The sequence below is a fragment of the Streptomyces sp. NPDC031132 genome, assembly GCF_055570595.1.
Genome location: NZ_JBVIGX010000017.1, coordinates 103,395 through 117,077 on the forward strand (window position 1 = coordinate 103,395; position 13,683 = coordinate 117,077).

At 67.1% G+C, this 13,683-nt stretch carries 15 protein-coding genes, 1 pseudogene and 1 CRISPR repeat array; of the genes and pseudogenes, 9 read left to right on the forward strand and 7 right to left on the reverse strand.

Features of this window, described 5'->3' with window-relative positions:
* Nucleotides 1-9: 9 nt before the first annotated feature.
* A complete protein-coding gene (locus tag ACZ49B_RS24395) occupies nt 10-444 on the reverse strand; it encodes a hypothetical protein (protein WP_468309500.1) in 435 nt (144 codons plus the stop codon).
* Between the two features lie 197 nt (nt 445-641).
* A complete protein-coding gene (locus ACZ49B_RS24400) occupies nt 642-902 on the reverse strand; it encodes a Tn3 family transposase (protein WP_468309502.1) in 261 nt (86 codons plus the stop codon).
* Between the two features lie 1,150 nt (nt 903-2,052).
* Between ACZ49B_RS24400 and ACZ49B_RS24405 the strand changes: the two genes are divergently transcribed.
* From ACZ49B_RS24405 to ACZ49B_RS24430, 6 genes are all read left to right on the forward strand, one after another.
* Nucleotides 2,053-2,925, forward strand: coding sequence for a hypothetical protein (locus tag ACZ49B_RS24405; RefSeq protein ID WP_468309505.1), 873 nt, complete (start codon nt 2,053-2,055; stop codon nt 2,923-2,925).
* 302 nt (nt 2,926-3,227) lie between these two features.
* On the forward strand, nt 3,228-3,641 hold the full coding sequence (locus ACZ49B_RS24410) for a hypothetical protein (RefSeq protein WP_468309507.1): 414 nt from the start codon (nt 3,228-3,230) through the stop codon (nt 3,639-3,641).
* A gap of 258 nt (nt 3,642-3,899) precedes the next feature.
* Nucleotides 3,900-4,289 carry a hypothetical protein gene (locus tag ACZ49B_RS24415; RefSeq protein ID WP_468309510.1) on the forward strand — a complete coding sequence of 130 codons (390 nt, stop codon included), beginning with the start codon at nt 3,900-3,902 and terminating at the stop codon, nt 4,287-4,289.
* 637 nt (nt 4,290-4,926) lie between these two features.
* A complete protein-coding gene (locus ACZ49B_RS24420) occupies nt 4,927-5,397 on the forward strand; it encodes a hypothetical protein (protein ID WP_051880332.1) in 471 nt (156 codons plus the stop codon).
* Nucleotides 5,398-5,929: 532 nt separating this feature from the next.
* Nucleotides 5,930-6,324: direct repeats of the CRISPR family, unit length 29 nt; unit sequence GGGGTCATCCCCGCGGGTGCGGGGAGCAG.
* A 189-nt stretch (nt 6,325-6,513) separates the two neighbouring features.
* Nucleotides 6,514-6,762 carry a hypothetical protein gene (locus tag ACZ49B_RS24425; RefSeq protein ID WP_468309595.1) on the forward strand — a complete coding sequence of 83 codons (249 nt, stop codon included), beginning with the start codon at nt 6,514-6,516 and terminating at the stop codon, nt 6,760-6,762.
* A 234-nt stretch (nt 6,763-6,996) separates the two neighbouring features.
* The gene (locus tag ACZ49B_RS24430; protein ID WP_468309513.1) at nt 6,997-7,506 is read left to right on the forward strand and encodes a hypothetical protein; all 510 of its coding nucleotides are present in this window, start codon (nt 6,997-6,999) and stop codon (nt 7,504-7,506) included.
* A 68-nt stretch (nt 7,507-7,574) separates the two neighbouring features.
* On the opposite strand, the gene ACZ49B_RS24435 is transcribed toward ACZ49B_RS24430, so the two are convergent.
* The gene (locus ACZ49B_RS24435) at nt 7,575-7,823 is read right to left on the reverse strand and encodes a hypothetical protein (RefSeq protein ID WP_468309515.1); all 249 of its coding nucleotides are present in this window, start codon (nt 7,821-7,823) and stop codon (nt 7,575-7,577) included.
* Between the two features lie 180 nt (nt 7,824-8,003).
* Between ACZ49B_RS24435 and ACZ49B_RS24440 the strand changes: the two are divergent.
* A pseudogene (locus ACZ49B_RS24440) lies at nt 8,004-8,900 on the forward strand (DUF4158 domain-containing protein); the annotation flags it as partial.
* Between the two features lie 384 nt (nt 8,901-9,284).
* On the opposite strand, the gene ACZ49B_RS24445 reads toward ACZ49B_RS24440, so the two are convergent.
* Nucleotides 9,285-9,518, reverse strand: a complete 234-nt coding sequence (locus ACZ49B_RS24445) for a hypothetical protein (RefSeq protein ID WP_468309519.1) — start codon at nt 9,516-9,518, stop codon at nt 9,285-9,287.
* A gap of 562 nt (nt 9,519-10,080) precedes the next feature.
* Between ACZ49B_RS24445 and ACZ49B_RS24450 the strand changes: the two genes are divergently transcribed.
* Nucleotides 10,081-10,317 carry a DUF732 domain-containing protein gene (locus tag ACZ49B_RS24450; RefSeq protein WP_457410449.1) on the forward strand — a complete coding sequence of 79 codons (237 nt, stop codon included), beginning with the start codon at nt 10,081-10,083 and terminating at the stop codon, nt 10,315-10,317.
* Between the two features lie 698 nt (nt 10,318-11,015).
* Here ACZ49B_RS24450 and ACZ49B_RS24455 read toward each other — a convergent pair.
* Nucleotides 11,016-11,306 (reverse strand): hypothetical protein, encoded by a 291-nt coding sequence (locus ACZ49B_RS24455; protein ID WP_468309522.1) that lies wholly within the window; start codon nt 11,304-11,306, stop codon nt 11,016-11,018.
* A gap of 89 nt (nt 11,307-11,395) precedes the next feature.
* Complete coding sequence (locus ACZ49B_RS24460) at nt 11,396-11,821, reverse strand: hypothetical protein (RefSeq protein ID WP_468309525.1); 426 nt, start codon at nt 11,819-11,821, stop codon at nt 11,396-11,398.
* A 677-nt stretch (nt 11,822-12,498) separates the two neighbouring features.
* Here ACZ49B_RS24460 and ACZ49B_RS24465 point away from each other — a divergent pair.
* Complete coding sequence (locus tag ACZ49B_RS24465) at nt 12,499-12,900, forward strand: hypothetical protein (protein WP_468309589.1); 402 nt, start codon at nt 12,499-12,501, stop codon at nt 12,898-12,900.
* A 157-nt stretch (nt 12,901-13,057) separates the two neighbouring features.
* Here ACZ49B_RS24465 and ACZ49B_RS24470 read toward each other — a convergent pair whose 3' ends face one another.
* Nucleotides 13,058-13,216, reverse strand: a complete 159-nt coding sequence (locus tag ACZ49B_RS24470; protein WP_468309528.1) for a hypothetical protein — start codon at nt 13,214-13,216, stop codon at nt 13,058-13,060.
* Nucleotides 13,217-13,683 lie beyond the last annotated feature (467 nt).

A 13,683-nucleotide genomic window follows, 5' to 3' on the forward strand; every position in this document is an offset into this window, starting at 1 on the left:
CGGGGGTGGTCAGTCTTTTGGGGACGGCAGATTCCCGTGGTAGTCGCGCCCGACCTGGATGCTCGTACCGCCGGAGACAGTGGCGTTCTGGGTGAGGGAATGCACCCGCTCGCGCTCGCTCGGGTTCAGGGTCGGGACAAGCTGTTCGTCCAGCAGTCGCCGCAGTTCGCTGGCCGCCTGCGGGTTCTGCCGCAGTAGCGTCTGGAACTGCATCCGCCACGTACCCTCCAGAGCCCGCTCGGTGTCCGCGTCCTGGTCCTCGCGGGCCTCCAGGACCTGCGCATGCAGTTCCTCCAGCTCGCCGCGGACCGCCTCGGCACGCTCGGGATGCTCCGGATACACCCGCCGCCACAAAGCGACCACGCCATCCCGGGCCTGCGACCACACGTCGGTGGCCATCGCCGCCACCAGAGCCGAACCCACCGCCATCGTCAACGGATCCATCCTGCACTCCCACCGCCGTCGCCGTACCAGACGCATACCAGCATGACGACCGCCCGCCCGACCACGCCATAGCCGGAGGTGATCGAACACGGCCCGAACGGTCCGCACGGCTAGCGGGCACCGCCACCTACTGTCCGGCGACTGCAAGACCCGTCTATGGAGGCACAGCAACGCTGCGCCCGATGACGCAGGCTTCCTCAAGGGGCCGTAATGATCCCTGTGTCGGCTGGCCAACGGGGGCGGGGCGGGTTGGCGCCGGCGAGCTGCAGGCGTTCATCCATGTCGAGGTTGACCTCGCCATAGGGGCGTACATAGGACCAGAACAGCGGGGTCAGGCCGCGCCGGTCAGCGGGCGTGAGGAGTGCGGCCCACTCCGGTTTGCTCAGGATGTCCTGGAGCATCAGGGTGTTCACATAGACCAGGGCGGATTGCAGGATGCGCAGACACAGGACGAACATCTCCTGCTCGTTGCGCCGGAGCCGCGGATGCGCGGGACGTTGGCTCGTACGAACCGCATCTCCTTCTCCAGGTGCTCGGCTTCGTCCGCGTCCAGCTCGAGCACGTCTTCACCGTGACCCGCCAGTTGTCCGGCCACGGCCCGTCATAGCTGGTGTCATCGATATCCCGGGTGCCGGACGCGCATTTGTAAACCGGCGCAGCCGTGGCCGCAGGCGCAACCGGAGCCGCCACCGCAGCCAGAGCCAGCACCGCCACCGCGGCCGTCCTGAAGGTGTTCATGCAGGCTCAAGGCCTGCCGAACCCCCGGCGACACGGCCGTCCCACAAAGCCGACACCCACGAGGGACGGCACCCAACAACTGTCCGGGCCACCCCGTCATCGCGCCTACCAGGCCAGCTCCCGCGCGAACGACTCCCCGACCAAGGCCAACGACACCACCGGGGCGGGGAAGCCCCCACACTGAAGAACGACCCCGGCACACGAGATCTGCAGACCCAGGATGGGGCGGCATCCGTCACATGGCATGCGTGGCCGGCGCCGCCGCCGACTGCGGCCCGTCCGGGGCCAGAAAAGACGGCCAGCAGCGGGAGCTGGCGCGGGACCCCGGGCCCGCCGATGGCAGTGGCTGCCGTAGTCCACGCCCTTCACGTAGATCTTCGGTTCGGGCAGGTGGCGTGGCCACCAATTGTCCGGCCAGGCCACGCCGGCTCCGAGGACCGCCGCGACGATGGCCACCAGCCCGCCGACGAGGGCCACAATTCGCGCCGGGCCTTCCAGCCGCTGGTGGGCCGGGCCGGGAGCACGCGCCATGCCCCCACGATGCGGGGGCATGGCGCGTGTGGCGAGCCCGTCGCGTCCGTACAAGTCAAATGCGGTCCAGCCGAGCATGACGATCAGGCCGGGCCTGGATCGGGATGCATGCACAATAAGAGCAAGATGCTGTTTCCCTCCTCATCGACCTGGCTCGCCATCGGGGCGCCTTCCCGGGGAGCCCGGTGGGGCGCGATGTCCGGTTCGGAACTGGGCGTTGCGAATCGGTTCGACACGAGCCGACACGATAGGCCAGCTGTGAGGGGAGCGGGGGGACGTTCGCCTGCTTCTTGCTCTTATTCTGATGTTCAAGGACGGTCCGAACCCGGGAGGATCCTGATGACCCCAAGCACGAGCCGGCCCGACCGCGGCCCCTCCGCACGCGCAGCCATCGCCGCCTTCCTGACCGCCGTCCCCGGCGAAGCCACCCGCAGCCTGCGCCGCACCTACCTCCAGGAATACGCCGCCCACCTCGCCACCCTCAACAACTCCCCCGAAGCCGCCCTCACCCGCGCCGACCTCCTCGACCCCACCCACGCCACCGCCTGGCTCGAGGCCGCCGCCCGCGGCGAAACCCGCCGGCGCACCGGCCTGCACGGCCCGCGCACCCCCGCCTCCGCCAACTCCATGGCCGCCCGCACCACCACCCTCAACACCTTCTCCGCACACCACGGCCACCCTCTCACCCTCACCGTCCCCAAACCCGAATTCGCCCCCCGCCTAAGCCCCGAAGAAGCCCACCGCACCCTGCGCCTGCTCACCGCCCACCCACCCGACGGCATCCTCACCGCCACGTGGGAACGCACCGTCGCCCTCATCGCCCTCGCCGTCACCACCGGCCACGGCCTCGCCCACCTCCAACCCATGACCCTCGACGACCTCCAACTCGACCGCCCCCTCCCCCGCGCCCGAGCCCACCGCACCTGGCACCCCCTCGACACCGTCACCCGCCACGCCCTCACCCGCTGGACCGACACCCACCACGCCCTCACCGCCGGCCACCTCAAAACCCTCCACGGCGGCAACGTCCACCAACTCTGGGTCACCACCGCCCCCGGCCGGCCCCGCCACGACCGCGACGCACCCCCCGCAGGCCTCCCCGCCGCCCGCCGCACCCTCGAAGCCGCCCACCGCCGCCTCACCACCCTCGCCCTCGGCACCCCCCTCCTCCTCGAACAGTTCTGCCCCGCCGAACCGGAGAACAGTGCCTAGCAGCCCGGTCTGACGTTGACACGCGTAGCCAAGTTCTGTGGTCGTGACTCGGTCCGAATGACGTCCTGCTGGGCTGTCTTGTGGTCGTTCTGTCTGGCCATCGAAACCTGCTCCTGGGGCGGACCCGGGCGGAACATGAAGGAAATCCCCGCCATCGTTTTCCGACACACGACATCCGGTCCGGGAAGTCGCGGATCTGTGTGTGGGCAATGGTGACGGCTGCACTGACGTCCCCGAAGTCGCACTTCCGAAAGCACCCCGTGCTGACACGGGCATGACCATAATGGCGAGACTGGGCCGGCATGGATGCACCCGAGCTGGCGGCGATGGCTGCGCAAGCTCTGTCCGCCGCGGCGTCAGGCGCCGCAAGTACGGCAACGTCGGATCTCGTGCGAGGCCGGCTCAGTCGTTCCGATCGCGGGCGGGCAGCCTTGGACGAGCTGGTCAACGCGCCTGATGATCCGGAGGCCAGCAGAGGTGTGCAAGCCGCCCTTACCGAAGAGATCAGCGGCGATGCCGAGTTCGCCGGGCGACTCGCGGTGCTCCTGAACGCGCCCTCGCAGCAGCACACCGGCAGCGTAGTCCTGGCCGGCAGCAAAGTGACACGCAGCCAGATTACGCTCGGTCCGCTGACCATCCACAACGCTCCTGCCGGACGACTGTCCCTCAGTGCGGGCATCGTCCTTGCGGTGTTGATGGTCGTGCTTGCCGTCTAGGGGGGTGTGCGGCTGTTCGAGAAAACAGATGACTCACCGCGCAATGCGCCGTCGGCCCCCAGCACTACACACTCTGCCAGCCGCACCGCTCCTCTTCCACCCACGGCCGAGACGGTCCGCCAGATCCTTCCGGATCGGAACAGTATGGATGCTCGCGAGTTTCCCTGGGCTGGGACACCAAACGTCAGGACGTCAGCGGCCGGCCTTCCCCTCTGCAAGGCAGCACCGGAGTGCGAGAAGAATGCCACCGCAGCCGGCATGGTCGACTTCGGCCGGGGTGAGAACGAGGGGGAGAACAGGGCTGAGTTCCTGGTCCTGGCCTTCCCGGACGCTGCTGCCGCCCACCGGGCGTACATCGACATCGTGCAGGACATCGAAGAGGCTGACCGCGGGTTCAACAACTTCCGCAAGGTGGCGCTGGAGCAAAGAGGCGAGGAGAGTCAGGGCCTCGATTCGGACGGCACGGATACGAAGAGCAGCCCGGCGCCGTTGCATGTCAATCGTGAGCTGATTTTCCGTCAAAGCGCGTTCATCGGCATAGCGCATCAGCTGGACGATCCGACCGAGCAACGGGGCACCCGGATCCTCAGTCTGTCCGCCGTACTCGCCGACCGCATCGCGAAGGCCGACGCTGGAAAGACCCCGTAGCGGACGCCCCTGACCATGAGTCACGGGGTAGATCGTTCGGCCTGTGCCGCATCGTCTGCGGTCTGACGAGGCCGGGGAACGACCAGGGGCAGCAGGTCGAGCCGCTTGCCCATATCGAGACGGAAGGTGCCGTAAGGGGTTGACGTGCAACGCGAGCATCGATGTCTCGGCGTGCTCCTTGTCCGGGCCGGTCAGGGCACCGTCCTTCCCGTAGTCGAGCACGGTGTTCGCGCAGAACAGCGCGGTTAGCCCGCAACGGTCCTCGACACTCAGCTTCTTCGCCCCCGCCGGTTCGGCCAGGACCTGCTGGAGCAGCAGGGTGTTGACGTGGACGAGGCTGGACTGGAGTTCTCCACGACCTGGAGCCCACCGTGAATTTCCCGGCGCAGACTGGGACTGGCGAGGTAGTCGCAGGCGAAGACGGCCCTATTCTCCCGAAGCTACGGCGAAGCGACAAGTAGCTCTGTGTAATCAGAGTGACGCTCGGTCAGGGATAGCGAGACGGGGTCCGGGGACTTCGCCGACCTGAAGGGCGGCCAAGTCGGCGTGGGCCTGTTCGACAGCTTCCGGGTACGCCCCACGCTTGGCGTGCTCGGCCCGTGCCGTGTTCATGCCATCGGTGTCATATTCTGACGTTGTGTGGACAACGCTTGCGCCGCTCATCGGCGTGCTGCTCGGCGGGCTCATGTCGATGCTGGCCCAGCGCTCGGCAGGACGCGCCTTGGAACGCGGCGAGGCGCGCCGCAGTGTTCGTGAACTTGCCGAGGCGCGCCGCAACGAGCGTCTCACGCACCTCATCGCATTTCTGTCTGCGGTGCAGGAAGCAGAACGAGTCGCGGTGGATCGGTATCACCACAACCTGGCTGACGAGCAGTGGCAGGCCCGGGCAAGGCAGGTCCTTGACAGGGTGTGGGTGACGCAGAAGACGATCCACGTACTGTGCGCGTCCGAGGTCAGCGAAGCGGCACGCAGCCTCGCGTGGGCAGTACAGGAGGTGATCAGGAAGGGCCCCGAAGACCCGGGAGAGCCACAGGATGAGAAGGTCTGGGCGCACATCCATCCGAGCCGACAGGCATTCCTTGATCTCGTACGCGACCAGCTAAGTTGAAGCCCCGGGGAGGGATTCGGCACCTGCCGTGAGCGGCCCGGGACAAGCAGCACCAGCTCCGGCCTCCATTGTGCGGCGAGCGTCATCTACTTCGCCGGCTTCTCGGGGGATGCAAGGCCCGCCTTGGCGCAGGAGGCGTGCATGTCCACGGGCCAGCAGCAGGCCGTCGAATGGCCCCTTGGCCCATCGGCAAGCTGATCATGATCAGTTCGGAATGACTCGTCTAGCGTCGAAGGCAACGTCGCCGTCATGCGAACAGGTGATCTCGCAGTGCTGGCTGACTCCTCGCCAGACAGCCTTATCTACCCCTCAATACGGCATCCTCCCGAGCGCTGCAGCGGCGGCAGCGACGTCCCGTTTGAGTCCACGTTCTCGCCTCGGCGACGGCCTGGTTGCAGGCACGCCGCGTAAGTAGACAGCGTTTCCGACGGCTCGTAGACGACGCTTGGCCTTCATCGGCAAGGCCGCCGCGGTATCCCCGGTTGCCCCAGAGGGCCATCGTCGTGCCCGGAGACCCACGACGATCGTAGATGGGGTCATCCCCGCGGGTGCGGGGAGCAGGAGCAGGCTGCGGCGCTCGCCAAGGTCGCCGCGGGGTCATCCCCGCGGGTGCGGGGAGCAGCGTCCGCTGTACCAGGGCAGGGCGAGCCCGTCGGGGTCATCCCCGCGGGTGCGGGGAGCAGTGCGAGTTCAGGTACAGGACCTTGTGCCGGTAGGGGTCATCCCCGCGGGTGCGGGGAGCAGGAGACCATCACCGGCGCCGCGGCGGTCGTCGCGGGGTCATCCCCGCGGGTGCGGGGAGCAGCGGAGGCCCCCACGGGAGGCGTACACGGTGCTGGGGTCATCCCCGCGGGTGCGGGGAGCAGCTCGCCAGGCGACGCGGTCCGCGGCCGGCTCAGGGGTCATCCCCGCGGGTGCGGGGAGCAGACTTTCTGACCTGCGACTCTATGCGGGCGACAGGCCGTTCTCGAGCACTTTCACCGAATCCGGCAAACGAAGCACAACTCCCATCACGCATAAAGCTTCGCAATTGTGGGTGCCCCGAGCCGTGCGTGAGTCGCCGATACGTGGGCGGGCCTGGCGTTAGCCACCTGGTGGGCCCTGAACCCCTCCCCCTTGCCCTCGCCCCGGACTGTCGCCGGATGGATCCTCCGCCGTCCGGAGACCCTCACCGAGACCGAGCAGCTCCAGCTCAAGGCCGCCAGGGTGCACTGCCCCGAACTCGACGCCCTCACCGGACATGTCCGCTCCTTCGCGACCATGCTCACCGAGCGCCGGGGCGAACGGCTGCCCGACTGGCTCGACGCCGTCCGGCAAAGACGACCTGCCCAGCCTCCACACCCTCGCCGCGGGCATCGACCGTGACCGCGATGCCGTCATCGCTGGCCTAACTCTGCCCTGGAACTCAGGCGTCGTGGAAGGGCACGTCAACCGGATCAAGATGCTCAAGCGCCAGATGTTCGGCCGTGCAGGCTTCGCCCTCCTGCGGAAGCGCGTCCTCATGTCCTGATCACCGACGACGACGGGAGGAACTTGATGGCGGCGGCGTCGGCGGATGTGCAAACCTTCCCCCTCCAGATGCCGACGGAGAAGACCTTGATGACCAGCGACGACGCCCTCGAGCAGTTCAGACACATCGCGCGTGAGAGGGCATTTGGCAGGCATGTCGGGTCGGACAGGCTCATCCAGGCAGGTCTGGACGCGCTGATAGCTGGGGTCGAGAGCCCATCCCTGGCCATGCTGGCTGGACTCCTCCGGAGCGAAGAGCCCGAAGCACCGGAGCTCTTCGACCAAGTACTCGACGAGCTGGGGCTGCTCTTCCGCCCGCCCGCGGACCCCCGAGCCGCAAAGTGGGCGATGGCCTACTGGATCGCCGGTCAGATCGCCGACGGATCCCTGGATCCCGCCGCCGGCACTCACCTCATCTGGGCAGACATCGCCTATGACCTCGGCTATCCCGAAGAGCTGGAACCCCTTGTGTACTGCGCGCACAACCTCGACGGCTGGGAGGAGAGCTGGGGAGTCTCCGTCGAGGAACTCAACGGAGAAGCGGTTGAGGCAGCGAAGCAGTTCCTCAGCAAGAGGTCTGTAGCCGAGGCGGGAGACTGACCCGGGGTTCGTTCTCGCCATCGAGAACGGTCAACCGCGAGGTGATCCGCTCACTCAGCGTGGCCGCGTCACAGAACCTGAGCCAGAACCACAACCCGTGAATAAAGCCAGCGAGGCATGTCCATCACGCCCGCCGGCCCAAAGGTGAGCTGGTTGACGACGAGTTGGCCCGTCTCTGATTCCAGCGAGACAGGGACGGTGCCCTCAGCGTCTACCGAGGGCTTCTGAGGGGTGTCCCAGACCTTGATGGTGACCTGTACTTGGATGTCGGGCTGGGGGCTGTGCAGGTACAGGTGGTAGCCGTTGCCGGCGAACACTGGGTCCTTGACTGCTCCAGCGCCTCATTGTCGCCGAGGTAGGCGTCGGAATCGGGGGCTGAGGAACATCCGTGTCAGATCGTGCGCTAAGCCGTCTCCGGGCTGATTGGGCCTTTGACCTGGGGTGATTGAGCGTCGGAGCCTTCGTGGGTCGTTGTTGTCGATCTTCGGAGAGCTGTTGTGGCGGTCGAGTTCCTGACGGACGAGCAGGCGGCCCGGTACGGGTCGTTTCACGAGGCGCCCTCGCGGGCGGAGCTGGAGCGGTACTTCTTCCTGGACGACGCGGACCTGGAGGCGGCGCAGGCCAAGAGGCGTTCGCACAATCGGCTCGGGTTCGCAGTCCAGCTGACGAGTGTGCGCTACTTGGGCCGGTTCATGCCGGACCCGCGGCAGGTGCCGGCGGAGGTCGCCGAGTACCTGGCCGAGCAGCTGGAGATCGCGGATCCGTCGTGTTTGAAGCTGTACGGCGAGCGGGACGGTACGGCCCGTACGCACGCCGGGGAGATCCAGGAGGCCGGGGGCTGGCGGGACTTCGCCGAGGTCCGCGAGGAGCTGGTGGTCTGGCTGGACGCGCGGGCGTGGACGACCGGCGACGGGCCGAAGGCGTTGTTCGACGCGGCGGCGGGCTGGCTGCGCGAGGGGCGGGTGCTGCTGCCGGGGGCGAGCCGTCTGGCCCGGCTGGTGGGCACGGTGCGGGAGGCGGCGAATCAGCGGTTGTGGGACACGCTGTACGGGCTGCTGAACATCGGTCAGAGGGCGGTGCTGGACTCGCTGCTGACTGTCCCGCCCGGCGAGCGGGTCTCGGAGCTGGACCGGCTGCGACGCGGTCCGGTACGGGTGTCGGGCCCGCAGATGAAGTCGTCGCTCCAGCGGGCAGAGGAGATCGCCGCCCTCGGGATGGGGGACCTGGACGTGTCGGCGATCCCGCCGCGGCGGCTCGCGGAGCTGTCCCGGTACGGCGTGGACGGCAAGGCGTCGCTCCTGCGCCGGCACGGCGACTCCCGGCGTCTGGCGACCCTGCTGGCCACCACCGTCTACCTGACGGCCCGGGCCGTGGACGACGCGCTGGACCAATTGGGGTGATATCTGGGGGACGACTTCGGACCGGCCCCGCCGCCGACGCCCCGTCAGCCACTCATCAGGGCCGACGCGGGCTTAGCGCACGATCTGACACCGATGTTCCTCAGCCCCCAAGCTGGTCCCAGAACGCCTCGATCTGAGTGTGCACCTGCTCGAGGGACTCACCCTCCCGGTGCGGCGGGACGCCGCTGTCGAGACGCTTGAGTACCCCATACATCCAGTTGAGTCCGCGATGGACCTTGTCAACGGTGGCGAGCACGTCGTCCGGAACCCCCATCTGAGCCTCTGAATACCGCGCACGATGCTCGCGCCGCGCGTCATCAAGGCGTGACCTCAAATCGTCGGTGACATGCCTGGCCCGGAGCGCGTGCCAGAAGTGGTTCAGCTCAGAGTGGTAGTGAGCGAGGCGGTGTTCAGGGTGACGTAGCACGCCCGAAGCGCCTCCACCGACGCGTGCTTCGTCTCGTACTGCCGCTCCTCAGCTCGCTGCCAGTCGGAACGGTCCAACTCCTTGGACTTGGCCTTCTCGGCGAGCCGCTGCGTCATAAGCCCCGATGCGAGCGTGCCGACGATACCCAGGAACGCGATCACCAACGGAACCACCGTACTGCTCATGCCTGGTGCACCCTCTCTTACCCACACCAAGTATGGCGGCATCACGCCACCACGTCCCAACAAATGGTGCCAAACACGCTTAAATGCTCCTGGAATCAACATTCCCAACCAGCGCAACGAGCAACCCGGCGAACGTTCCCGGTCGCGGCACTAGCAGCCCGGTCTGGCCGCACCACAGGGAGCGGCGATGCTGCTGCTCGTCAGCGGATTCGAAACCTACATCGCCGTCAAGTAATGCCTGGCGGGGAACCACGTGCCCGGACACAGAAGCCCCGCCAACGTGCGGGGCTTTCGCGCGTCACAGATCAGCCACAGCCCACCCACACCGGTCCCGGCGCCGACACCATGACGCCATGCGCACACACCACACCATCACCCTCCTCGCCGCCGCCTGCCTCCTGGCCCTCACCGGCTGCTCCGAGGCCGTCACCAGCGAGCCCAAGCCCGACGACAAGGTTGCCGCCTTGCCGTCCGCATCGCAGTCGAGCATCGCCCCCGAGGCGCTCAGCTCCGCAGCCGCAGCCGCCGGCATCCCGCCCAGCCCTGCCCCGAGCAGCGCGCCATCTACCTCGCTGCGCTCAACAAGATCGACCCCGAGATCGTCAACGGCAAGGACGACAAGGCCGTCAGCCGCGGGCTGAGTCAGTGCCAGTCAATGAAGGACGAGAAGGACCCGACCAAACGTGTCGAGTCCACCAACCGGCGCTTCATCAGCCCCAACCACCCGGACGGCTTCGGCCCCACCAAGGCCGCCTTCATCCTCGCCGCCGTACAGACCAACCTCTGCCCCACCTACTGACGGAACCACAGACCACCACGGTGCGGATGGGTGCGGGTACGGCCGCCCAGGACGGGAGCCCCGGGCGGCACCCCGCAGACGGGGAGACGGCATGGCCAAGCGGACCGACCTCACCACCTACGCCTACCGCAAACAGCGCGCCCGCCTCCTCGCCGAGTCCGACGTCTGCCACCTCTGCGGCCATGCCGGGGCAGACGTCATGGACCACCTCACCCCGGTGAGCCGCGGCGGCGCCCCGCGCGCGGCGCGGTCCAGGCCGCCACGCGAAAGGCCCCGACCGCGAGTCGCGGACGGGGCCCGATGGGGCGACGTGCGAAGACAACCGCACCCGGGACGAAACTGGTCGGATCACACCTGCTGACCGTGGAGAGCACGGAAGCCGACGCCGTCTCCCGGCACGCTCACGAATCATCGGAGCCCACCGGCCCGGGCAAGGTTGCGCCGTCCAAATAGTCCGTTCCCGCTCGATCGGGTCAGCGCATCGCGGTCGCAGCGTCGAACGCTGCATCAACAACTGAAGCAGCGGCACGGCCTGACCTCCCACTTCGAGGTACGCCCACCCCTGATCAGAGCTGCACCATCGGGGTCGAGAGGATCCACCGCTCGCCAACACCCCGCGTCAATCATGAGCAGGAGCGTCACACAAAGCCCACCCGGCAGTCCGGCATCGAACAAGAGGCCGAAAACTCCCCTGCCCGTCAGCGGTGCAGAATGCCGAGGGCAGCTGCAAGTGAGCCCGCGAGCCCCAGGTGGGCCACGACGAAGAACATCCACTGCAAACCGCTCATCCGCCACCCACTCCGAACCAGCAGGCGCCACTCGTAGGCCGCAGCACCGATACCCATGGCGAACAGCGGGATCCAGAGCAGGGCCCACCATGACCAGACGCCGCCGAAGTTGAGTACGGCCCCGACCACGCCGAAGAGCAGCACCGGCAAAGACCATCCCGGCTTCTGCGCCTCCTGCGTGGAGTACAAAGGCTTGCTCATGTCCCATGACCTCTCGGGTTTTGACGGGCGATGAGATGAGGGGCGCCGCAGTTGCGGCGCCCCTCATCAGTCAGAGCACTGCGTGACGCTTAGTGGAAGAACTCCCAGATGGTGTAAAGGTCTCCGGCCACGCCGGCAGCCGACAGCGGAGCCTTCCAGTACCAGGACAGGCCGTCGTACCACGCCTTGAAGTCGCTGTACTTCCCGGCCACGGCGGAGGCGAAGCCGGGTACCTTCTTGAGCAGCTTGATGAGAGGGTCGAGCTTCCCGGCGGTGGCGCTCTCGCCGTTCGCGATGTCCTGGAGCTCAGCGCGCTCGGCTGCGGTGTACTCGATGGGCGAGTTCAGAAGGCCGTTGGCGAGCGCACGGATCGCCTGCTGCCGCTCCTGAGTCGTCGCAGCGCTGACCTGCGGAGCAGGGGCAGCCGTGCTTGCCTCAGCGACGGTGCCGCCGAGCCCCAGAGCAAGAGCCGCGAGTACAGCCACGCCCCCGATGCGTACGGTGTTGCGATTCACGTATTCTTCCCTTGTGTCATGCACAAAGGGGTGCGGAGATCAGGAACCTGTTCGTGGAGCCGGCGGCTTGGACACTTTCGGCCCCGAACCGCTCCTGACTCCGCCCCCCGTGCGAATTGCCATGTTCACGAGCCCGCTCGACCTGGTCAGAGCCAGCGAGCTGCGTGCTTCATGAACGTAACCCGCTCGGCGGACACCGCCCAAAGGGTTTCCCGAGTGAGTCGGATCACAGGAAAAGTTCCAGCCAAAACGCCAGTTCGGGTATTTTTCGACCAGGGGTTTGCATTCAGCCACCGCCGGACGGTTTTTGACGGCGCCTTGGCGAGTCGTCCCGGATTGGACAGGCAGCACCCCATCAGCAATTGGGTTGCGGGGACAGATGATGCGGAATTTCGGAGTCCTTCACCGACGGCACGTCACTACCTCACAGAAGTAGATGCCCGCGAGTCCGGGGAGCAGAAGCTCGAAGCAGCAGCTCTGAGCAGGCACGACGACGTCGCGTTCGATCTCGACTGCGAAAGTTCCTCCCCGCGGGTGCAGAGAGCAGATGTACGTTGCCCTGTACTTCGACCGGGCCAGGGATCATCCGGGTGTGAGACTGGTAGGCCGGCATGTTCAGGAGTCGCGTGTTCGCCATGATGCCGGTGCATCGTCACCCTGTGTCGGTGCTCTGCGGCATGATGACCGCCGTGAACACCGAGAAACTGATAGACGTCTGGCAGCGGCTTCTCGCCGACCCTCGCAAGTCGTGGGTGCTGTTCGAGCAAGGCACTTGTGTCGTGCTGACCGCTCCTGATGGAGATCTGGCTGAACAGGCCACCGAGATCCTGAAAGAGTTCGGCCCGGCACATGCCGGATCTCCAGCAGGAGACTTTGGCGTGATCGACCTCAAGGACGCCGAAGGATGGGTTGTCACCGGGCACCACCACGACGTCCTTACCTATGTCGGCCCTGATCAGCCTGTGGATGAGTCGCAGATCGCTGTCGGGCTGTTCGGACGCTCCCAGCGCCACCGGGACGGCACCGAACTTCACGTCGTTCACGTGGAGGACAAGCGAGGCTCGGCGGCCCCAGCGTAAGTAGCCGCGCTTCACCGCTTGTGGTCGCCGGAGGCGTATCGCCTCCAGGTCCCGCCGGCTTCGGTGAGCCATGAGGAGCGGTTCCTCTCGTCGTACGACATGGAACGTGCCCCGTCATGTCCCGCCACCAACGCCTTGACCCGCACATTTACGGGGTTTAGCCGGTCTCTTCGGTGATGGGGACGCGCTCCGGGCGGGGCTGTAGGGTATCGCTGGCGGCTTGGAGGGCAGCGAAGTCGGCATGCGCGGCCTCGACGGCTTCGGGGTACGCCTCTCGCTTGGCGTGCTCGGCGAGCGCCCGGTAAACGCTGGCCACGAGGGGGTCTGTCCTTTGCGCTTACCGGTGGGGATGATCAGGTCGGGCTGGATTTGCTCGACGGACTCGCCGCCCGCGCGGCGCCGCAGCACGGTGCTTGCAGTCGGCGACCGCCTACCTTCCGTAATGAGGTTATTACTAGGAACGGACGAGCGTGAGGTAAGCGGTAGTTCCACCCGTGGCCAGGCGTCCACCTCGTGGCGTCCGGGCGACCGTCCCGCCTCCTGGGCGCCACGGCCGCGTCCGCAGGCCATACCGGGGCATAGCGCACTGCGCCGCGTGGTCCGTGTATAGGTTGTCCCAGACAGGCGCCCAGTCAAATCCCGCGCCCTCCCCTGGGGCAGCGAGGGAAATCCACGTCGTGCGCATGGCCGCAGTCTGCTTGATCGGCGCTCCATTTGGTGAAGCTCCGCCAAATGAAGGGTTCAGCCACGAAGGCCCGGAGGGTCCGGTCCCGGCTGAAGACC